This window comes from Delftia sp. WSY_16, assembly GCF_043104415.1.
GTDB lineage: Bacteria > Pseudomonadota > Gammaproteobacteria > Burkholderiales > Burkholderiaceae_C > Comamonas > Comamonas tsuruhatensis.
The window spans coordinates 314,393-332,777 of the sequence record NZ_JBICKS010000019.1; the positions used below are offsets into that span (position 1 = coordinate 314,393).

An 18,385-nucleotide genomic window follows, 5' to 3' on the forward strand; every position below is an offset into this window, starting at 1 on the left:
CATGCACGCCAAAGTGCCCCATGCACCCTGGTGAAACCTATAATTTGACCACAGTTCCGCAATGCAGCATCGCCCTGGCCCCGACCCATGTGGCGGCCACCCCCATCGCGCAGACCGCGCCACCCTCATCCATGAAATTCCACGCCGACAAATCCGAAGCACAGAGCATCACGGGCTATGGCCCCGGCTGGGTCGCCGTGGACCGGGAAAAGTTCGAACACAGCCTGCTTGTCGGTGCCAAAGGCCTGCGCCAGGCCTGGGACTGTGCCCGCTTCGAAGACCTGACGCCTGAGCATTTCGAGGCCCTGTCCCAGCTGGATGCAGAGGTCATCATCCTGGGCAGCGGCCAGCGCAACCGCTTCCCGCCAGCGGCCTGGCTGCGCCCGCTCATGGCCCGACGCATCGGCCTGGAAAGCATGGATACGCAGGCCGCGTGTCGCACCTACAACATCCTTGCCAGCGAAGGCCGTAACGTCGTCGCGGCCCTACTCTTGGAGTAGACTCCTGCCCCCCTGATTGGGAGAAATTCCGTTTTCAGGGTAAAATTGCAGGTTGCGGTTGGGGGCATTTCCGATAAAAGCAAAAACACAAACACGGCCCTCGGCATTTCAACGACTACACCCGAGAGATATAAGCGCATGGCGATCGTTGTCAACAAACCCCTTCCCGAATTTGAAGCCAACGCTACCGGCGGGATCAAGGTGACCAACACCTCCCACACGGGCCAGATTCTGATCCTGTATTTCTACCCCAAGGACAATACGCCTGGCTGCACCACCGAAGCCATGCAGTTCCGCGACAAGTACAAGGACTTCGTGAAAGCTGGCGCCACCGTGTTTGGCGTCTCGCGCGACAACATGAAGTCGCACGACGACTTCAAGGAAAAGCTGGAACTGCCGTTCGAGCTGATCGCCGATACGGAAGAGAAAATGTGCCACATGTTCGGCGTGGTCAAGAACAAGATCATGTACGGCAAGAAGGTGAAGGGCATCGAGCGCTCCACCTTCCTGGTCGGAGCCGATGGCCTGCTGGTGCAGGAATGGCGCGGCCTGAAGGTTCCCGGCCACGTTGACGAGGTACTCAAGGCTGTCAAGACCCTGAAGGCATTGAAGCAGGCTGCCTGATAGCAACAATCCGACAGGTGACAGAGTGCCGGCCGACATATTCAGGCCGTCCGCCTATGCATAATGGGGCAATGCCTCTTAGCAAAGACGCTTTTCCCTGTCACCCCTCCAAAGCCGCCTCGGTTTCCAGGCGGCTTTGTGCTTTTTGATCCTTGTTGAGGAACGGTTCGTCCACCATGCCCCTGCCCCCCGCACCCGGCCGCCGTGCCGCCAAGCTCTCCCCCGAAGCCTTTCTTCCCGTGCGCGGTGCCCAGCACGCAGACCCCCTGCCCGCTGACGATCTTCCCGATGCAGTCGAGGCCGTAGCTGCCGCCGCGCCACGCAAGCGCAAGCCGGCCCCGGCCTCCGCCTCCAACACCACCGTCACAGCCGCAAAGCCCGCACCGGCACGCGGCCGCAACGCCAAGCCCGCATCACCGGCACCGGCTCCTGCGGCCGCGACTGCAGCCCCGGCCCATCGGCAGCGCCGTGCAACCGACAATTCCAACGCAACGGCAGCGCCGTCCAGCACCCGGTCGGCCAACAGGTCGGCCACGGAAGCCAAGCCGGCAGCACTGCTGGCAGCGCCGGTTCGCCCACGCCGCACGCGCACAGGCCCGAAGACGCTGTTCGTGCTCGACACCAACGTGCTGCTGCACGACCCGACCAGCCTGTTCCGCTTCGAGGAGCACGACATCTTCCTGCCCATGGTGGTGCTGGAAGAGCTCGACGGCCACAAGAAGGGAATGACCGAAGTGGCGCGCAACGGCCGCCAGGTCAGCCGCACGCTGGATTCACTGGTCGCCTCCCAGCCCTCCGAAACGCTGGACAAGGGCCTGCCGCTGAATGCCACGGGCCAGCGCAGCGCCACGGGAATGCTGTATTTCCAGACAGAACCGCTGGAGACCTCGCTGCCCGACAGCCTGCCCCAGGGCAAGGCGGACAACCAGATCCTGGGTGTTGTCGCCGCGCTGCGCAAGAAGTTCAGCGAGCGTGAAGTCGTGCTGGTGTCCAAGGACATCAACATGCGCGTCAAGGCACGCGCCCTGGGCCTTGCGGCCGAGGACTACCAGAACGACAAGGTACTGGACGACGGCGACCTGCTGTACGCAGGCGCCCTGGCCCTGCCCCAGGACTTCTGGGCCAAGGCCGGCAAGAACGTCGAAAGCTGGCAGGAAGGCGCCATCACCTACTACCGCATCAGCGGCGCCATCGTCGACCAGCTGATGATCAACCAGTTCGTCTACCACGAGGCACCGGGCGAGCCCAGCCTGTTCATGCGCGTGACCGAGATCCGCGACAAGACGGCCGTGCTCAAGACGCTCAAGGACTTCGGCAATCCCAAGTACGCCGTCTGGGGCGTCACGGCGCGCAACCGCGAACAGAACTTCGCGATGAATCTGCTGATGAACCCGGACATCGACCTGGTCACGCTGACCGGCACAGCCGGCACGGGCAAGACCCTGCTGGCCCTGGCCGCCGGCCTGTCCCAGGTGCTGGACGACCGCCGCTACACCGAGATCATCATGACGCGCGCCACGGTCAGCGTGGGTGAGGACATCGGCTTCCTGCCCGGCACCGAGGAAGAGAAGATGGGCCCCTGGATGGGCGCCCTCGACGACAACCTCGAATTCCTGGCCAAGGGCGATGGCGGCAATGCCGGCGAATGGGGCCGCGCCGCCACCAACGAGCTGATCCGCAGCCGCATCAAGATCAAGAGCATGAACTTCATGCGCGGCCGCACCTTCCTGAACAAGTACGTCATCATCGACGAGGCCCAGAACCTGACGCCCAAGCAGATGAAGACCCTGATCACGCGCGCCGGCCCCGGCACCAAGATCATCTGCATGGGCAATCTGGCGCAGATCGACACGCCCTACCTGACCGAGGGATCGTCGGGACTGACCTACGCCGTGGACCGCTTCAAGGGCTGGCCCCACAGCGGCCACATCACGCTGGCGCGCGGCGAGCGCTCGCGCCTGGCCGACTTCGCCAGCGAGGTGCTGTAAGCCATGGCGATCAGCTGGATCACGGCGCTGAAGCTGGTGCCCTGGGGCGATGTCATCGAGGCCACCCCCCAGGTCGTCAAGGCAGCCAAGAGCCTGCTGCGCAAAAAGGATGCGGAGCAGGCGGTCGTCGCGCAGCCGGCTGCGGCCGGCGAGCCGCTGGCAGCTCCGCGCTCGGCTGGCGAACAGGCTCTGCTGCTGATCCAGGCCCAGGAAGCCCGCATCACGCAGCTGGAGCAGTCACAGCGCCAGTCGCTGGAACTGATCGAGAAGCTGGCCGAGCAGAATGCCCAGATCGTGGCCACCGTGGGTGCGCTGCGCACGGGCGCCCAGCGGCTGGCCTGGGCCTGCGCCATCCTCGGCGCCTGCGTGGCAGGTCTGCTGATCCATGCCTGGCGTACATAGACCGCCCACTGCAAAAAAAACCAAACGGCCCCTCGGGGCCGTTTTTCATGGAAAGCCTGAAAGCCAAGTGCTGCAATCAGTACTCGTCGCCACCACCGTAGCCCACGGCCAGGTTCTCGAAGCGCGTCTGGTTTTTCTGAAAGAACAGCTTGACTGTGCCGGTCGGGCCGTTACGCTGCTTGCCGATGATGACTTCGGCGATGTTGGGCTCCTTGCTGTCCTTGTTGTAGTAGTCATCGCGGTAGATGAACATGATGATGTCGGCATCCTGCTCGATGGCGCCCGATTCGCGCAGGTCGGACATCATGGGGCGCTTGTCGGTGCGCTGCTCCACCGAACGGTTGAGCTGGGACAGGGCAATCACCGGGCACTGCAACTCCTTGGCCAGCATCTTCAAGCCCCGCGAAATCTCGCCCAGCTCGGTCGCACGGTTGTCGGAACTGGCGGCCGAACCCGAGCCGCTCATCAGCTGCAGATAGTCGACCACGATCAGGCCCAGCTTGCCGCAGGTACGCGCCAGGCGCCGCGCATTGGCGCGCAGCTCCGTAGGCGACAGGCCGGGCGTCTCGTCGATGTGCAGGGACACCGTGCGCAGCCGCTCGATGGCTTCCGTCAGGCGCGGCCACTCGTCATCGTTGAGCTTGCCCGTGCGCAGATTGCCCTGGTTGACGCGGCCGATAGAGCCGACGATACGCACCGCCAGCTGGGCCGCGCCCATTTCCATGGAGAAAATGGCGACCGGCAGGCCTTCGTTGAGCGCCACGTGCTCGGCGATATTCACCGCAAACGAGGTCTTGCCCATCGAGGGGCGTGCGGCCAGCACCACCAGGTCGCCAGCCTGCAGGCCACTGGTCATGCGGTCAAGATCGACAAAGCCCGTTGGCACGCCGGTCACGTCCATGGGGTTGTCGGCCATCTCCTGGACACGGTCCAGCAGGTCCACCACCAGCGTGTCGAGCGACTGGAAGCCCTGCTTGTTGCGCGCCCCCTCCTCGCCGATGGCCAGGATCTTCTGCTCGGCCTCGTCAAGGATGCGGTCCACCGTCTTGCCCTGCGGATTGAAGGCATTGGTGGCGATGTCATCACTGGCCGTCACCAGCTTGCGCAGGATGGAGCGCTCGCGCACGATCTCCGCGTAGCGCCGGATGTTGGTGGCACTGGGCACGTACTGCGCCAGCTGGTTCAGGTACAGCAGGCCGCCAATTTCCTCGGCCTTGCCCATGCCCTGCAAATGCTCGTACACCGTGATCACGTCGGCCGGCTTGCTGGCATTGATCAGCTTGCCGATGGCCTCGTAAATCAGCTTGTGCTCATGGCGGTAGAAATCACCATCCACCAGCAGATCGCCCACGCGGTCCCAGGCACTGTTGTCCAGAAGCAGGCCACCCAGCACGCTGGACTCGGACTCCATCGAATGCGGCGGCACGCGCAACTGCGCGACCTGCTGGTCGCCAGCGGGCAGCAGCGGTGCGAACGCATCATCGAGATCGAGCGGGGGCATTACGGACGACATGGAATTCCTGGAGATGAGCCCGCCATCGTAGCGGCAGGCAAAAGGCCGCGCCACCCGGCGTCATCACCCGGGCGCGGCAAAGCAAAAAGCCGCCCGAAGGCGGCTTTTTGGTGATACGGAACAAGCCCCGGATCAGGAGTGGTCGCCGTAGACCGACACCGACACTTCGACGCTGACGTCGGTGTGCAGTGCCACGACCACGGTGGCGTCGCCCACGGTCTTGATGGGACCGTTGACCAGGCGAACTTGCGACTTGGCAACGGCAAAACCGGCCTTGGTCAGTTCTTCGGCGATGTCGGCATTGGTCACCGAACCGAACAGGCGGCCGTCAACGCCAGCCTTCTGGGTCAGCTTGACGTTCACGCCGTTGAGCTTTTCGCCCAGTTGCTGGGCAGCAGCCAGCTTTTCAGCCGCTTGCTTTTCCAGTTCGGCGCGCTTGGCTTCGAACTCGGCCTTGGCGGAAGCCGTGGCGCGACGGGCAGCGCCCGTGGGGATCAGGAAGTTGCGGGCGTAGCCGTCCTTGACCTTGACGATATCGCCGAGGCCACCGAGGTTCACAACCTTGTCGAGCAGAATGACTTGCATGGGTTGTATTCCTTAGATCTTGTGCTGGTCAGAGTAAGGAACCAGAGCCAGGAAGCGGGCGCGCTTGATGGCAGTGTTCAACTGACGCTGGTAGATGGCGCGCGTGCCGGTCAGGCGAGCGGGGACGATCTTGCCGTTTTCACCGATGAAGTCACGCAGGGTGTCCACATCCTTGTAGTCGATTTCTTCGACGCCGGCGACGGTGAAGCGGCAGAAGCGCTTGCGCTTGAACAGCAGCGACTGCGTGTTGCGCTTGGGGCGCTTGTCCTTGTTGAATTTCTTGAACGTGGCCATTTCTGGACCTCTTGAAAATTAGTTTTGTTGAATGTCCTGGATGTGAAGAACCAGCAATTTGCCGTTGCGGGGCGTTGCCAGGAAGCCTTGGAACTTCCACTGGCTGCCGAGCGCCTGGCGGGCCAGCTTTTCAGCCAGCGCGCCAAAGGCCACCGCCTTGACAGATGCCGTCACGCTGCGCTCGCTTCCCGCCTCTTTCTGCCGCGACGCATGCTCGAGTCGCAGTTCAAGGGCTGGCAGCCCTGCCGGCGTGTAGCGCAGTGCTTGAAGCTCTGCGATGGCGGCCGTCAGTACAACGTGGTTCTCCACTCCTTCAGGTTCTGACAGGGCTGGGCTCAGGCCTGTTCGGTCTGGCTGGCCTTGCGGGCCTCTTCACGCTCGACGGTCTTCATCATCGAGGAAGGAGCCGTATCGGCCTTCTTCTTCTGAACCGTCAGGTGACGCAGCACGGCATCGTTGAACTTGAAGGCATGCTCCAGCTCAGCCATCACAGCCTGGTCGGCTTCGATGTTCAGGCACAGGTAGTGGGCCTTGGCGAGCTTGTTGATCATGTAAGCCAGTTGGCGACGGCCCCAGTCTTCTTCGCGATGGACCTTGCCACCGCCAGCGGTGATCATGCCCTTGTAGCGTTCCAGCATGGCGGGAACCTGCTCGCTCTGATCCGGGTGGATCAACAAAACGATTTCGTAATGACGCATATCGACTCCTTTTGGGAAAACGCCGCCCACTGCGTCTTGTAGCGGTGCGGCAAGGCAAAGCATTGGATTCTAGCGCAGCCCTCTTCCATCTGTACACTTCGCACTGCCCGAGACCCCGGATCTGTGTGGGGCTTTTGCCCCGTCGCCCGGCTTTTGCCCTCACCGTGTACCTCTGCCGCGCGGATGCACATGCACAAAGCCCTTGAAAATACACCGATCCGCTCGCATCTCGATTCAAGATCGTGCAATCGCCTGGCCTCCAGTCTGGCGACCGCTTTGTTTTGTAGCTGAAGTCTCTATCCATGTCTGAACAAAACTCCAACCCCTTGCAAGACGCAGCCCCGGAAGAAATCGAAGCCGCCATGGCGGCCAATGCAGCCGACGAGCTGCAGCGCCTGCAGGCCGAGCTGGCCGAACTCAAGGCCAAGAGCGCCGAGCTGGCAGACCAGTTCCTGCGCGCCAAGGCCGAGGCCGAGAATGTGCGCCGCCGCGCAGAAGACGAAGTCTCCAAGGCGCGCAAATTCGGCATCGAGAGCTTTGCCGAAAGCCTTCTGCCTGTCTGCGACAGCCTGGATGCCGCCCTGGCCATTCAACAGGCCACGCCGGAACAGCTGCGCGAAGGCGCCGACGCCACGCTGCGCCAGCTGACCTCGGCCCTTGAGCGCAACAAGGTCGTGACCATCAATCCGGCTGCCGGCGAGAAATTCGACCCCAACCTGCACCAGGCGATCAGCATGGTGCCTGCACAGCAGGAAGCCAACACCGTGGTATCGGTGCTGCAAAAGGGCTACCTGATCGCCGACCGCATCCTGCGCCCGGCCCTCGTGACCGTGGCCCAGCCCCAGTAAGCGGGCACTCACGGCAGCACTGACAAAAAAGGGGACAAGCCCCTTGAAGCTGCGCGAGCCGGCCACAAGTTAGCAGTCATTCAAACATTTCACAGAACGCGGAGAGAACTCAAAATGGGAAAAATCATCGGTATTGACCTGGGCACCACCAATAGCTGCGTGGCCATCATGGACGGCAACACCACGCGCGTGATCGAGAACAGCGAAGGTGCGCGCACCACGCCGTCGATCATTGCGTACCAGGAAGACGGCGAGATCCTCGTCGGCGCCTCGGCCAAGCGCCAGGCGGTCACCAACCCCCGCAACACCATCTATGCCGCCAAGCGCCTGATCGGCCGCAAGTTCGACGAGAAGGAAGTGCAAAAGGACATCGACCTGATGCCCTACACCATCTCGCGCGCCGACAACGGCGACGCCTGGGTGGAAGTGCGCGGCCAGAAGCTGGCCCCGCCGCAGATTTCCGCCGAAGTGCTGCGCAAGATGAAGAAGACCGCCGAGGACTACCTGGGCGAGCCCGTGACCGAGGCCGTGATCACCGTGCCCGCTTACTTCAACGACGCCCAGCGCCAGGCCACCAAGGACGCCGGCCGCATCGCCGGCCTGGAAGTCAAGCGCATCATCAACGAACCCACGGCGGCGGCCCTGGCCTTCGGCCTGGACAAGACCGACAAGGGCGACCGCAAGATCGCCGTGTATGACCTGGGCGGCGGCACCTTCGACGTGTCCATCATCGAAATCGCCGATGTGGACGGCGAAAAGCAGTTCGAAGTGCTGTCGACCAACGGCGACACCTTCCTGGGCGGCGAAGACTTCGACCAGCGCATCATCGACTACATCATCACCGAGTTCAAGAAGGAACAGGGCGTCGATCTGTCCAAGGACGTGCTGGCGCTGCAGCGCCTGAAGGAAGCCGCCGAGAAGGCCAAGATCGAGCTGTCGAACTCGGCCCAGACCGACATCAACCTGCCCTACATCACGGCCGATGCCTCGGGTCCCAAGCACCTGAACATCAAGCTGACCCGCGCCAAGCTGGAAAGCCTGGTCGAGGACCTGATCGAGCGCACCATTGCGCCCTGCCGCACGGCCATCAAGGACGCAGGCGTGTCCGTGTCCGACATCGATGACGTCATCCTGGTCGGCGGCATGACCCGCATGCCCAAGGTGCAGGAAAAGGTCAAGGAATTCTTCGGCAAGGATCCCCGCAAGGACGTGAACCCCGACGAAGCCGTGGCCGTGGGCGCCGCCGTGCAGGGCCAGGTTCTGTCGGGTGACCGCAAGGACGTGCTGCTGCTGGACGTGACACCGCTGTCGCTGGGCATCGAGACGCTGGGTGGCGTGATGACCAAGATGATCACCAAGAACACCACCATCCCGACGAAGTTCGCACAGACCTTCTCGACGGCCGACGACAACCAGCCTGCCGTGACGATCAAGGTGTTCCAGGGCGAGCGCGAAATGGCTTCGGGCAACAAGATGCTGGGCGAGTTCAACCTCGAAGGCATCCCGCCGGCCGCGCGTGGCGTGCCCCAGATCGAAGTGGCCTTTGACATCGACGCCAACGGCATCCTGAACGTGTCCGCCAAGGACAAGGCATCGGGCAAGGAAAACAAGATCACCATCAAGGCGAACTCCGGCCTGTCCGAGGAAGAGATCCAGAAGATGGTCAAGGACGCCGAGCTGAACGCCGCCGACGACAAGAAGAAGCTGGAACTGGTCCAGGCCCGCAACCAGGGCGAAGCTGCCGTGCACAGCGTCAAGAAGAGCCTGGGCGAGCATGGCGACAAGCTCGACGCTGGCGAGAAGACCGCCATCGAGAGCGCCGTCAAGGACCTGGAAGAAGCGCTCAAGGGCGAGGACAAGGACGCCATCGACGCCAAGACCACGGCGCTGATGACGGTCAGCCAGAAGCTCGGCGAGAAGATGTACGCCGATGCACAGGCAGCGGGCGCCCCCGAGGCAGCCGCCGCCGCAGCAGCCGCCGGTGCTGCAGGCGCCTCGGCCGGTGCTGCAGCCGCTGACGACAACGTCGTCGACGCCGAAGTCAAGGAAGTCAAGAAGGACTGAACCCAGCGCGTGGTCCCTTGACGACCGCTTGCCGCCGCGCTCGGCCCTGCCAAGGGGCTGACGCGGCGTTCCTGTTCTCACTGACTGGCTAGCAAACACCATGTCCAAACGCGATTTTTACGAGGTCCTCGGCGTTGCCAAGAACGCCTCGGACGACGACATCAAGAAGGCTTATCGCAAGCTGGCGATGAAGTACCACCCTGACCGCAACCAGGGGGATGCCGCACGCGAGGCGGAAGAGAAATTCAAGGAGGCCAAGGAGGCCTACGAGATGCTCTCCGACAGCAACAAACGCGCGGCCTACGATCAGTACGGCCACGCAGGCGTGGACCCCAACCGCGGCATGGGCGGCGGCGCAGAAGGCTTTGGCGGCTTTGCCGAGGCCTTTGGCGACATCTTCGGCGACATGTTCAACCAGGGCGGGCGGCGCGGCGGCGCAGGTGGCGGCCGCCAGGTCTACCGTGGCAACGACCTCAGCTATGCCATGGAGATCACGCTGGAAGAGGCTGCCCACGGCAAGGATGCGCAGATACGCATCCCCAGCTGGGACAGCTGCGACATCTGCCACGGCAGCGGCGCCAAGCCCGGCACCAGCGCCAAGACCTGCACCACCTGCAACGGCATGGGCAGCGTGCAGATGCGCCAGGGCTTCTTCAGCGTGCAGCAGACCTGCCCGCACTGCCGAGGCACCGGCAAGATCATTCCCGAACCCTGCACCAGCTGCGGCGGCCAGGGCAAGGTCAAGCGCCAGAAGACGCTGGAAGTGAAGATTCCCGCAGGCATCGACGACGGCATGCGCATCCGCTCCTCGGGCAATGGCGAACCCGGCACCAATGGCGGGCCTGCAGGCGATCTCTACATCGAGATCCGCATCAAGGACCACGACATCTTCGAGCGCGATGGCGACGATCTGCACTGCAACGTGCCCGTGAGCTTCATCACGGCAGCGCTGGGTGGCGAGATCGAGGTACCCACCCTCTCGGGCAAGGCGGCCATCGACATCCCCGAAGGCACCCAGGCCGGCAAGCAGTTCCGCCTGCGCGGCAAGGGCATCAAGGGCGTGCGCTCCAGCTACCCCGGTGACCTGTACTGCCACATCGTGGTCGAGACGCCCGTCAAGCTGACCGAGTACCAGCGCAAGCTGCTGCGCGAGCTGGAGGAATCGCTCAAGAAGGGCGGCGCCAAGCATTCGCCCAGCGGCGAGAGCTGGACCGACAGGCTCAAGAGCTTCTTCAGCTGATGCAGCACTGAGCCCCCAACAAAAACGCCTCTTCCGAGGCGTTTTTCATTGGTGCATCCTCAACAGGACTCAGGGAGCGGGTTTGGCCTTCCAGGCCGCCGCCTGCCGCTCGGCACGTGCGCGCTCTGCCGCGCTCAGCGGCTGGGCCATGCTGTCGCGCTTGGCCGCGAGAGAGCTGTCCTTGCCCGCTGCCAGCAGCATCCAGAAATAGGCCTGCGACGGGCTGCGCTCCACGCCCTTGCCCGAGGAATAGAGGCTGGCCAGATTGGACTGCGCCAGCGCGTCGCCCTGCTGGGCGGCACGCTCCAGCCAGCGCGCGGCCTGCTTGTCGCTGGCAGGCACGCCCTGGCCATTGGCATACAGAACGCCCAGGTTGGACTGGGCTGCGGCACTGCCCTGCTCGGCCGCCTTCTCCAGCCAGTGTGCGGCCTGCGCCATGTCGCGATCGACCACGCCACCCTCGGCATAGAGCATGCCGGCGTTGAATTGCGCATCGACATGGCCCTGGCCTGCCGCCGCCACAAACCAGCGCAGCGCCTGCGCCACATCCTCGGCCACGCCCCGGCCCGTGGCATACATCACGCCCAGGCTGTACTGGCCGGCCGCCTCCCCCTGTTCGGCAGAGCGCTGGAACCATTGCACGGCCTGGACGGGATCCTTGGCGGCTCCGCGCCCCTCGGCCAGCATCAGGCCCAGGTTGTTCTGTGCCACGGCGTCACCCTGCTCGGCAGCCTTGCGATACCACTGCACAGCCTGCGCATCGTCGCGCACCACGCCACGGCCATTGGCGTACATCAAACCCAGGTCGGACTGAGCCGGCGCATAGCCTTGCTGGGCCGATTTCTCATACCACCGGGCGGCAGTCTCCGCATCCAGGGCAACGCCCTGGCCGCGCTTGTACAGCGAGCCCAGCGCGTACTGGGCGCTGGCCTCCCCCTGCTCGGCATGCTGCTGCAGCGCTGCAAGCTCGGCAGCGCTCAGGCCGGACTCACCCTTGGACACGCCGCCACCTGCGGCTGCAGCTGCAGCCCCCGCTGCGGCAGCGCCGCCCACCACGCCTGCAGCGGCGGCCGCCTTGGCAGGTGCGCTGCGGGTGGTGGCAGGTGCCGGCTTGCCCTTGGATTTGACGGCGATCTTGCCTGTCGGCCTCGCAGCTGCCTTGGCCGCAGGCTTGGCGGGGGCCTTCGCGCCGCTCTTGGCCGTGTTCTTCGCTGGTGGCTGCGGCTTGGCAGACGCCGGGACGGCCATGCAGGACAGGGCTGCGGCCAGCAGCAATGACAGGCCTGCAGGCAGGGCTCGCAGGCCCGTCGGGTATCGATCGTTCATATGCTCTTATTTTTGCAGCAATCCATGCAGGCGACTGGCGCAAAGATTGACAAATTCTTTCAGTATGCAACCGGCGTTCCGGCGGGCATGGCTGCCCGCAGCCATCGCCACGAGGCATGACCCCCATCTCCATGAAATCGCACGACATCACCAAAGACATCGCGCTTGAAGATGACAGATCGATGACTTGTGCGAGAAAATCCATTCAACTTCTCCTAATGAGAAGCCTGAACCCCACCACATGAAGAATTCAGAGCGCAGTTTTGCACGGCGCATAGACCTTACCTCCTTGCAGCTGTTCGTGGCTGTCTGCGAACTTGGCAGCATCGGACGAGCGGCAGAGCGTGAGTTCATCGCCGCTTCGGCGGTGAGCAAGCGCCTGTCCGACCTCGAGGCCACCGTGGACACGGCCCTGCTGTATCGCCACAGCCGTGGCGTGACACTCACTCCTGCCGGCGAAAGCCTGCTGCACCACGCGCGCAACGTGCTGTATGGCCTGGAGCGCATGCAGGGCGAGCTGTCCGAGTACGCCGATGGCGTGCGCGGCCATGTACGCATCCACGCCAATATGTCGGCCATCGTGCAGTTCCTGCCGGAAGACCTGGGCGTCTTCGCGCGCAAGCATGGCCAGGTCAAGATCGACCTGCAGGAGCAGCTCAGCCCCGCCGTGCTGGCGGCGGTGCAGGAAGGCACGGCCGACATCGGCATCTGCTCCATGGCATACATGCCGCTGGGCAATGGCCAGGCCACTCCCGCGCTGCAGCACCGCCCCTACCGCGAGGACCGGCTGGTCGTCGTGGTGCCCGAGCAGCACGCGCTGGCGCACAGCGACAGCGTGGCCTTTGCCGATGTGCTCGAATGGGACATCGTCAGCCTGCAGGCCGGCTCCTCCATCAGCCTGGCCATGCGTGCGGCTGCGGCCCAGGCCGGGCATGCGCTGCACCAGCGCATCCAGGTCACCAGCCTGGATGCCATGTGCCGCATGATCGACAACGGCCTGGGCGTGGGACTGATCCCCGACCGCGCCTTCGAGCTCATGCACGGCGTGGGCCATCTGCGCGCCCTGGAGCTCAGCGACGACTGGGCACGGCGCGAGCTGAGCATCGTGGCGCGCGACTTCGACGCGCTACCCGTTACGGCCCGCCTGCTGGTGGAGCACCTGAGCCCGCCGGCCAGCGCATCCTGAAGGCCCCTTGCCCGCCGGATGCACATCCAAGAATTTCCCCACGACACCAACCATTCGAGAACGCCATGGGACGCACCCTCTACGACAAGATCTTCGACGAGCATGTCATCCACACCGAGGATGACGGCACCGCCGTCCTCTACATCGACCGCCACCTGGTGCACGAAGTCACCAGCCCCCAGGCCTTCGAAGGCCTGCGCATGGCCGGCCGCAAGCTGTGGCGCATCAGCTCGGTGGTGGCCACGGCCGACCACAACACACCCACCGACGGCTGGGAGCGCGGCTATGACGGCATTGCCGACCCCATCAGCAAGGAACAGATCACCACGCTGAACACCAACATCGGCGAGTTCGGCTCTGCGGCCTTCTTTCCCTTCATGGACAAGGGCCAGGGCATCGTCCACGTCATGGGTCCCGAGCAAGGCGCCACCCTGCCCGGCATGACCGTGGTCTGCGGCGACAGCCACACGTCCACGCATGGGGCCTTCGGCGCACTGGCCCACGGCATCGGCACCTCCGAAGTCGAGCACGTGATGGCCACCCAGACCCTGCTGGCCAAGAAGGCCAAGAACATGCTGATCAACGTCAGCGGCAAGGCGGCGCCCGGCATCACGGCCAAGGACATCGTGCTGGCCATCATCGGCAAGATCGGCACGGCAGGCGGCACGGGCTACACCATCGAGTTCGCAGGCGAGGCCATCCGCGACCTGAGCATGGAAGGCCGCATGACGGTCTGCAACATGGCCATCGAAGGCGGCGCACGCGCCGGCCTGGTGGCCGTGGACGACAAGACCATCGCCTACGTCAAGGGCCGCCCGCTGGCCCCCACCGGCGCCGAATGGGACGCCGCCGTCTCCTACTGGAAGACGCTGCACTCCGATGCCGATGCGAAGTTCGACCGCGTGGTCGAGCTGCAGGCCAGCGAGATCGTGCCGCAGGTCACCTGGGGCACCTCGCCCGAAATGGTGCTGGGCGTGGATGCCCGCGTGCCCGATCCCGACAAGGAAAAGGATGCCAGCAAGCGCGGCGCCATCGAGCGCGCGCTGACCTACATGGCGCTGGAACCCGGCAAGGCCATCGACGACATCTTCGTGGACAAGGTCTTCATCGGCTCGTGCACCAACAGCCGCATCGAAGACATGCGCGAAGCCGCCGCCGTGGTCAAGAAGCTGGGCCAGAAGGTGGCACGCAACATCAAGCTGGCCATGGTGGTGCCCGGATCGGGCCTGGTCAAGGAGCAGGCCGAGCGCGAAGGCCTGGACCAGATCTTCAAGGCGGCAGGCTTTGAATGGCGCGAACCCGGCTGCTCCATGTGCCTGGCCATGAACGCCGACCGCCTGGAGCCCGGCGAGCGCTGCGCCTCCACCAGCAACCGCAACTTCGAAGGCCGCCAGGGCGCGGGCGGACGCACCCACCTGGTGAGCCCCGCCATGGCCGCTGCCGCGGCCATCCACGGCCACTTCGTGGACATCCGCAGATTCTCCTGAACCCGCAACTGCCCCGCCAGCACACCATGAAGCCTTCCTTCTCGATCCTCCTGATCGGCCTGGCCTTCACCCTGGCCGCCTGCAATACCGTCAAGGGCATTGGCCAGGACGTGCAAAGCGCGGGCAGCGCCATCGAACGCGCCGCCCGCTGAACCCTGAATTCGATACTGCCATGCAACAATTCACCGTGCACAAGGGCCTTGTCGCCCCCATGGACCGCGAAAACGTCGACACCGACGCCATCATTCCCAAGCAGTTCCTCAAGTCGATCAAGAAGACCGGCTTCGGCGTGAACCTGTTCGACGAGTGGCGCTACCTGGACCATGGCGAACCCGGCCAGGACCCGGCCTCGCGCAAGCCCAACCCCGACTTCGTGCTCAATCAGCCGCGCTATGCGGGCGCCTCCATCCTGGTCGCACGCAAGAACTTCGGCTGCGGCTCCAGCCGCGAGCACGCGCCCTGGGCCCTGGACCAGTACGGCTTTCGCGCCATCCTGGCACCCAGCTTCGCCGACATCTTCTTCAACAACTGCTTCAAGAACGGCCTGCTGCCCATCGTGCTGCCCGAAGCCACGATCGACATGCTGTTCAACGAGATCGCGGCCTTCCCCGGCTACGAGCTGACCATCGACCTGGACCGCCAGGTGATCGTGCGCCCGCAGGGCGAGGAGATCCCCTTCGACGTCATTGCCTTCCGCAAGTACTGCCTGCTCAACGGTTTTGACGACATCGGCCTGACCCTGCGCCATGCCGACAAGATCCGCGCCTACGAGGCTGAGCGCCTGGCCACCAAGCCCTGGCTGGCCCACACGCTGGTGCAGCGCTGATCGATCTCCACTTGCGCGCATCAATGGGCCGCAGGCGTTGCTGAACCAGCCGCCGGCGGCCTTCCACCATCCGAACAGTCTCTCAAAAGGAACACCATGAAAATCGCAGTCTTGCCCGGTGATGGCATCGGCCCCGAAATCGTTGCGGAAGCCGTGAAGGTGCTGGGCGCCCTGGGCCTGGACTTCGACATGCAGACCGCCCCCGTGGGCGGCGCTGCCTACGAAGCTGCCGGCCACCCGCTGCCCGAATCCACGCTGAAGCTGGCCATGGAGTCCGACGCCGTGCTGTTCGGCGCCGTGGGCGACTGGAAGTACGACACGCTGGACCGCCCGCTGCGCCCCGAGCAGGCCATCCTGGGCCTGCGCAAGCACATGGGTCTGTTTGCCAACTTCCGCCCGGCCATCTGCTATGCGGAGCTGACCCATGCCTCCAGCCTCAAGCCCGAACTGGTCGCAGGCCTGGACATCCTCATCATCCGCGAGCTGACCGGCGACATCTACTTCGGCCAGCCGCGCGGCCGCCGCGTGGCCACCGACGGCCACTTCCCCGGCGCCGAGGAAGCCTTCGACACCATGCGCTACTCCAAGCCCGAGATCGAGCGCATCGCCCACGTGGCCTTCCAGGCCGCGCAAAAGCGCAGCAAGCGCGTGACCAGCGTGGACAAGGCCAACGTGCTGGAAACCTTCCAGTTCTGGAAGGACGTGGTCACCGAGGTGGGCCAGCAGTACCCCGACGTGCAACTGGACCACATGTACGTGGACAACGCCGCCATGCAACTGGTCAAGGAGCCCAAGCGCTTCGACGTGGTGGTCACGGGCAATATGTTTGGCGACATCCTGTCCGATGAAGCCTCCATGCTCACCGGCTCCATCGGCATGCTGCCCTCCGCCTCGCTCAACGCCAAGGGCCAGGGTCTGTACGAGCCCAGCCATGGCTCGGCCCCCGACATTGCGGGCAAGGGCATTGCCAATCCGCTGGCCACCATCCTGTCGGCTGCAATGATGCTGCGCTTCTCGCTGAACCAGGAGGCTGCTGCACAGCGTATCGAAGCCGCCGTGCAAAAGGTCCTGGCCCAGGGCCTGCGCACGGCCGACATCCACAGCGAAGGCACGACCAAGGTCTCCACCCGCGAGATGGGCGATGCCGTGGTGGCCGCGCTGGCCTGACGTCCACGACAGCCGCGAGCCTCCGGGCTTGCGGCTGCCTGGCCTGGCCTGGCCTGGCCTGGCCTGGCCAGGATTTTCCAGAACTTGGCAAAGCGTCAAAACAGACGTCTGCTTTTCGCCATTTCGACGAAGATATTCATCAAACAGACATTCTCTTTCCTGGCGTATTCGCTAGAATGACTGCTCTTATGTTTGCCGCCCGCCCGTTCCTCCTGCTGAACATTGCACCCGCCGCCCAGGCTGGTGTGGCCGTGCGCGCAATCACATCCACAACCATTACGACAATCAAAGGCTGACCCAGCCCGGTTCGTCGTGCGCCCTCACCTGGCCCAGACGAGCCGGGCGACAACAGTCTTGATCCAGCACTGTTTTCACACTGAAAGGGCGTTTCAAAAATGAGCAAGCAATTGGTAGGCCTGGTGGGCTGGCGCGGCATGGTCGGCTCCGTGCTGATGGACCGCATGCAGGCAGAGGGCGATTTCGACCTGATCGAGCCCGTTTTCTTCTCCACCTCCAACGCCGGCGGCAAGGCCCCGGCCATGGCGAAGACCCACACCGAGCTGCGCAATGCCAACGACATTGCCGAGCTGTCCAAGTGCGACATCATCATCACCTGCCAGGGCGGTGACTACACCAAGGAAGTCTTCCCCCAGCTGCGCGCCTCGGGCTGGAACGGCCACTGGATCGATGCCGCATCGTCGCTGCGCATGGAAGGCGATGCCGTCATCGTGCTCGACCCCGTCAATGAAGGCCTGATCCAGTCCAAGCTCGCCGCGGGCGGCAAGAACTGGATTGGCGGCAACTGCACCAACTCCATCCTGCTGATGGGGCTGGGCGGCCTGTTCAAGGCCGGTCTCGTGGAATGGGTCAGCTCCATGACCTACCAGGCAGCCTCCGGTGGCGGCGCCAACCACATGCGCGAACTGCTCAAGGGCATGGGCGTGGTGCATGCGGCCGTGGCCGACGAGCTGGCCACGCCCGCCTCCGCCATCCTGGATATCGACCGCAAGGTGGCTCAGACCATCCGCACCGATGTGCCCACCGAATTCTTCGGCGCGCCTCTGGCTGGCGGCCTGATCCCCTGGATCGACGCACAGCTGGACAACGGCCAGTCCAAGGAAGAGTGGAAGGGCCAGGCCGAGGTCAACAAGATCCTGGGCACGGAGCAGACCATTCCCGTCGACGGCCTGTGCGTGCGCATCGGCGCCATGCGCTGCCACAGCCTGGCGCTGACCCTCAAGCTCAAGAAGGACCTGCCCCTGCAGGAGCTGGAAGCCATCATCAAGTCCGGCAATCCCTGGGTGAAGTGGGTTCCCAATGAACGCGCCATCACCGTCAAGGAACTGACGCCCGCCGCCATCACCGGCGGCCTGGAAGTCGGCGTGGGCCGCGTGCGCAAGCTGAACATGGGCCCCGAATACCTGTCGGCCTTCGTGATCGGCGACCAACTGCTGTGGGGAGCCGCCGAGCCGCTGCGCCGCATGCTGCGCATCCTGCTGGCCGCCTGAGCACCGCCGGCTTGAGCCAACACAAAAAGCGCCATGTCCTGGCCCGGGACATGGCGCTTTTTTCGGCTTTAAACCCTGTGCGATTGGGCACAATGCCCAAGTCTCTTGTCCCCTGACTGTAGGCGGTTG

19 protein-coding genes are annotated in these 18,385 nt (G+C 64.2%); 13 read left to right on the forward strand and 6 right to left on the reverse strand.

Annotated elements, in window-relative coordinates:
• Positions 1–131 precede the first annotated feature (131 nt).
• From ACF8O7_RS10850 to ACF8O7_RS10865, 4 genes are all read left to right on the forward strand, one after another.
• Complete coding sequence (locus ACF8O7_RS10850) at positions 132–500, forward strand: Mth938-like domain-containing protein (protein ID WP_017407848.1); 369 nt, start codon at positions 132–134, stop codon at positions 498–500.
• Positions 501–638: 138 nt separating this feature from the next.
• Positions 639–1,124, forward strand: coding sequence for a peroxiredoxin (locus tag ACF8O7_RS10855; protein WP_012207021.1), 486 nt, complete (start codon positions 639–641; stop codon positions 1,122–1,124).
• Positions 1,125–1,300: 176 nt separating this feature from the next.
• Positions 1,301–3,112: a PhoH family protein gene (locus ACF8O7_RS10860; RefSeq protein ID WP_047217378.1), complete on the forward strand. Its 1,812-nt coding sequence runs from the start codon at positions 1,301–1,303 to the stop codon at positions 3,110–3,112.
• A gap of 3 nt (positions 3,113–3,115) precedes the next feature.
• Positions 3,116–3,514 carry a hypothetical protein gene (locus ACF8O7_RS10865; protein ID WP_047326624.1) on the forward strand — a complete coding sequence of 133 codons (399 nt, stop codon included), beginning with the start codon at positions 3,116–3,118 and terminating at the stop codon, positions 3,512–3,514.
• Positions 3,515–3,590: 76 nt separating this feature from the next.
• On the opposite strand, the gene dnaB is transcribed toward ACF8O7_RS10865, so the two are convergent.
• The 5 genes from dnaB to rpsF all read right to left on the reverse strand — a co-directional run bounded on the left by dnaB (position 3,591) and on the right by rpsF (position 6,604).
• Complete coding sequence (gene dnaB, locus ACF8O7_RS10870) at positions 3,591–5,027, reverse strand: replicative DNA helicase (RefSeq protein ID WP_016447754.1); 1,437 nt, start codon at positions 5,025–5,027, stop codon at positions 3,591–3,593.
• 132 nt (positions 5,028–5,159) lie between these two features.
• A complete protein-coding gene (gene rplI, locus ACF8O7_RS10875; RefSeq protein ID WP_016447755.1) occupies positions 5,160–5,612 on the reverse strand; it encodes a 50S ribosomal protein L9 in 453 nt (150 codons plus the stop codon).
• A gap of 12 nt (positions 5,613–5,624) precedes the next feature.
• Positions 5,625–5,906, reverse strand: coding sequence for a 30S ribosomal protein S18 (gene rpsR / locus ACF8O7_RS10880; RefSeq protein WP_012207026.1), 282 nt, complete (start codon positions 5,904–5,906; stop codon positions 5,625–5,627).
• Between the two features lie 18 nt (positions 5,907–5,924).
• On the reverse strand, positions 5,925–6,215 hold the full coding sequence (priB, locus tag ACF8O7_RS10885) for a primosomal replication protein N (RefSeq protein WP_016451191.1): 291 nt from the start codon (positions 6,213–6,215) through the stop codon (positions 5,925–5,927).
• Between the two features lie 26 nt (positions 6,216–6,241).
• A complete protein-coding gene (rpsF, locus tag ACF8O7_RS10890) occupies positions 6,242–6,604 on the reverse strand; it encodes a 30S ribosomal protein S6 (RefSeq protein ID WP_012207028.1) in 363 nt (120 codons plus the stop codon).
• A 302-nt stretch (positions 6,605–6,906) separates the two neighbouring features.
• On the opposite strand from rpsF, the gene grpE reads away from it, so the two are divergent.
• The 3 genes from grpE to dnaJ all read left to right on the forward strand — a co-directional run bounded on the left by grpE (position 6,907) and on the right by dnaJ (position 10,756).
• Entirely contained in the window at positions 6,907–7,452 is a 546-nt protein-coding gene (grpE, locus tag ACF8O7_RS10895; RefSeq protein WP_016447757.1) for a nucleotide exchange factor GrpE, read from the forward strand.
• A 114-nt stretch (positions 7,453–7,566) separates the two neighbouring features.
• Positions 7,567–9,516 carry a molecular chaperone DnaK gene (dnaK, locus tag ACF8O7_RS10900; protein WP_016447758.1) on the forward strand — a complete coding sequence of 650 codons (1,950 nt, stop codon included), beginning with the start codon at positions 7,567–7,569 and terminating at the stop codon, positions 9,514–9,516.
• Between the two features lie 100 nt (positions 9,517–9,616).
• A complete protein-coding gene (gene dnaJ, locus ACF8O7_RS10905; protein ID WP_016447759.1) occupies positions 9,617–10,756 on the forward strand; it encodes a molecular chaperone DnaJ in 1,140 nt (379 codons plus the stop codon).
• Between the two features lie 69 nt (positions 10,757–10,825).
• Here dnaJ and ACF8O7_RS10910 read toward each other — a convergent pair whose 3' ends face one another.
• Entirely contained in the window at positions 10,826–12,082 is a 1,257-nt protein-coding gene (locus ACF8O7_RS10910; protein ID WP_227468439.1) for a tetratricopeptide repeat protein, read from the reverse strand.
• A 241-nt stretch (positions 12,083–12,323) separates the two neighbouring features.
• Between ACF8O7_RS10910 and ACF8O7_RS10915 the strand changes: the two genes are divergently transcribed.
• The 6 genes from ACF8O7_RS10915 (at position 12,324) to asd (ending at position 18,256) form a co-directional block, all read left to right on the forward strand.
• A complete protein-coding gene (locus tag ACF8O7_RS10915; RefSeq protein WP_016447761.1) occupies positions 12,324–13,268 on the forward strand; it encodes a LysR substrate-binding domain-containing protein in 945 nt (314 codons plus the stop codon).
• A gap of 65 nt (positions 13,269–13,333) precedes the next feature.
• The gene (leuC, locus tag ACF8O7_RS10920; RefSeq protein ID WP_126310800.1) at positions 13,334–14,755 is read left to right on the forward strand and encodes a 3-isopropylmalate dehydratase large subunit; all 1,422 of its coding nucleotides are present in this window, start codon (positions 13,334–13,336) and stop codon (positions 14,753–14,755) included.
• A gap of 26 nt (positions 14,756–14,781) precedes the next feature.
• Positions 14,782–14,907, forward strand: coding sequence for an entericidin A/B family lipoprotein (locus ACF8O7_RS10925; protein ID WP_012207035.1), 126 nt, complete (start codon positions 14,782–14,784; stop codon positions 14,905–14,907).
• 20 nt (positions 14,908–14,927) lie between these two features.
• Complete coding sequence (gene leuD, locus ACF8O7_RS10930) at positions 14,928–15,581, forward strand: 3-isopropylmalate dehydratase small subunit (protein WP_016447763.1); 654 nt, start codon at positions 14,928–14,930, stop codon at positions 15,579–15,581.
• Positions 15,582–15,677: 96 nt separating this feature from the next.
• Positions 15,678–16,748, forward strand: a complete 1,071-nt coding sequence (leuB, locus tag ACF8O7_RS10935; RefSeq protein ID WP_016447764.1) for a 3-isopropylmalate dehydrogenase — start codon at positions 15,678–15,680, stop codon at positions 16,746–16,748.
• A gap of 395 nt (positions 16,749–17,143) precedes the next feature.
• On the forward strand, positions 17,144–18,256 hold the full coding sequence (asd, locus tag ACF8O7_RS10940) for an aspartate-semialdehyde dehydrogenase (RefSeq protein ID WP_016447765.1): 1,113 nt from the start codon (positions 17,144–17,146) through the stop codon (positions 18,254–18,256).
• Positions 18,257–18,385 lie beyond the last annotated feature (129 nt).

Bases quoted from the DNA above. Each gene is read 5' to 3' on its own strand.
- ACF8O7_RS10865 (WP_047326624.1), top strand. From the start codon at position 3,116: ATGGCGATCAGCTGGATCACGGCGCTGAAGCTGGTGCCCTGGGGCGAT.
- dnaB (WP_016447754.1), bottom strand. From the start codon at position 5,027: ATGTCGTCCGTAATGCCCCCGCTCGATCTCGATGATGCGTTCGCACCG.
- leuC (WP_126310800.1), top strand. From the start codon at position 13,334: ATGGGACGCACCCTCTACGACAAGATCTTCGACGAGCATGTCATCCAC.
- grpE (WP_016447757.1), top strand. From the start codon at position 6,907: ATGTCTGAACAAAACTCCAACCCCTTGCAAGACGCAGCCCCGGAAGAA.
- leuB (WP_016447764.1), top strand. From the start codon at position 15,678: ATGAAAATCGCAGTCTTGCCCGGTGATGGCATCGGCCCCGAAATCGTT.
- ACF8O7_RS10850 (WP_017407848.1), top strand. From the start codon at position 132: ATGAAATTCCACGCCGACAAATCCGAAGCACAGAGCATCACGGGCTAT.
- ACF8O7_RS10925 (WP_012207035.1), top strand. From the start codon at position 14,782: ATGAAGCCTTCCTTCTCGATCCTCCTGATCGGCCTGGCCTTCACCCTG.
- ACF8O7_RS10860 (WP_047217378.1), top strand. From the start codon at position 1,301: ATGCCCCTGCCCCCCGCACCCGGCCGCCGTGCCGCCAAGCTCTCCCCC.
- dnaJ (WP_016447759.1), top strand. From the start codon at position 9,617: ATGTCCAAACGCGATTTTTACGAGGTCCTCGGCGTTGCCAAGAACGCC.
- rplI (WP_016447755.1), bottom strand. From the start codon at position 5,612: ATGCAAGTCATTCTGCTCGACAAGGTTGTGAACCTCGGTGGCCTCGGC.
- leuD (WP_016447763.1), top strand. From the start codon at position 14,928: ATGCAACAATTCACCGTGCACAAGGGCCTTGTCGCCCCCATGGACCGC.
- rpsR (WP_012207026.1), bottom strand. From the start codon at position 5,906: ATGGCCACGTTCAAGAAATTCAACAAGGACAAGCGCCCCAAGCGCAAC.
- asd (WP_016447765.1), top strand. From the start codon at position 17,144: ATGAGCAAGCAATTGGTAGGCCTGGTGGGCTGGCGCGGCATGGTCGGC.
- ACF8O7_RS10855 (WP_012207021.1), top strand. From the start codon at position 639: ATGGCGATCGTTGTCAACAAACCCCTTCCCGAATTTGAAGCCAACGCT.
- rpsF (WP_012207028.1), bottom strand. From the start codon at position 6,604: ATGCGTCATTACGAAATCGTTTTGTTGATCCACCCGGATCAGAGCGAG.
- ACF8O7_RS10915 (WP_016447761.1), top strand. From the start codon at position 12,324: ATGAAGAATTCAGAGCGCAGTTTTGCACGGCGCATAGACCTTACCTCC.
- dnaK (WP_016447758.1), top strand. From the start codon at position 7,567: ATGGGAAAAATCATCGGTATTGACCTGGGCACCACCAATAGCTGCGTG.
- ACF8O7_RS10910 (WP_227468439.1), bottom strand. From the start codon at position 12,082: ATGAACGATCGATACCCGACGGGCCTGCGAGCCCTGCCTGCAGGCCTG.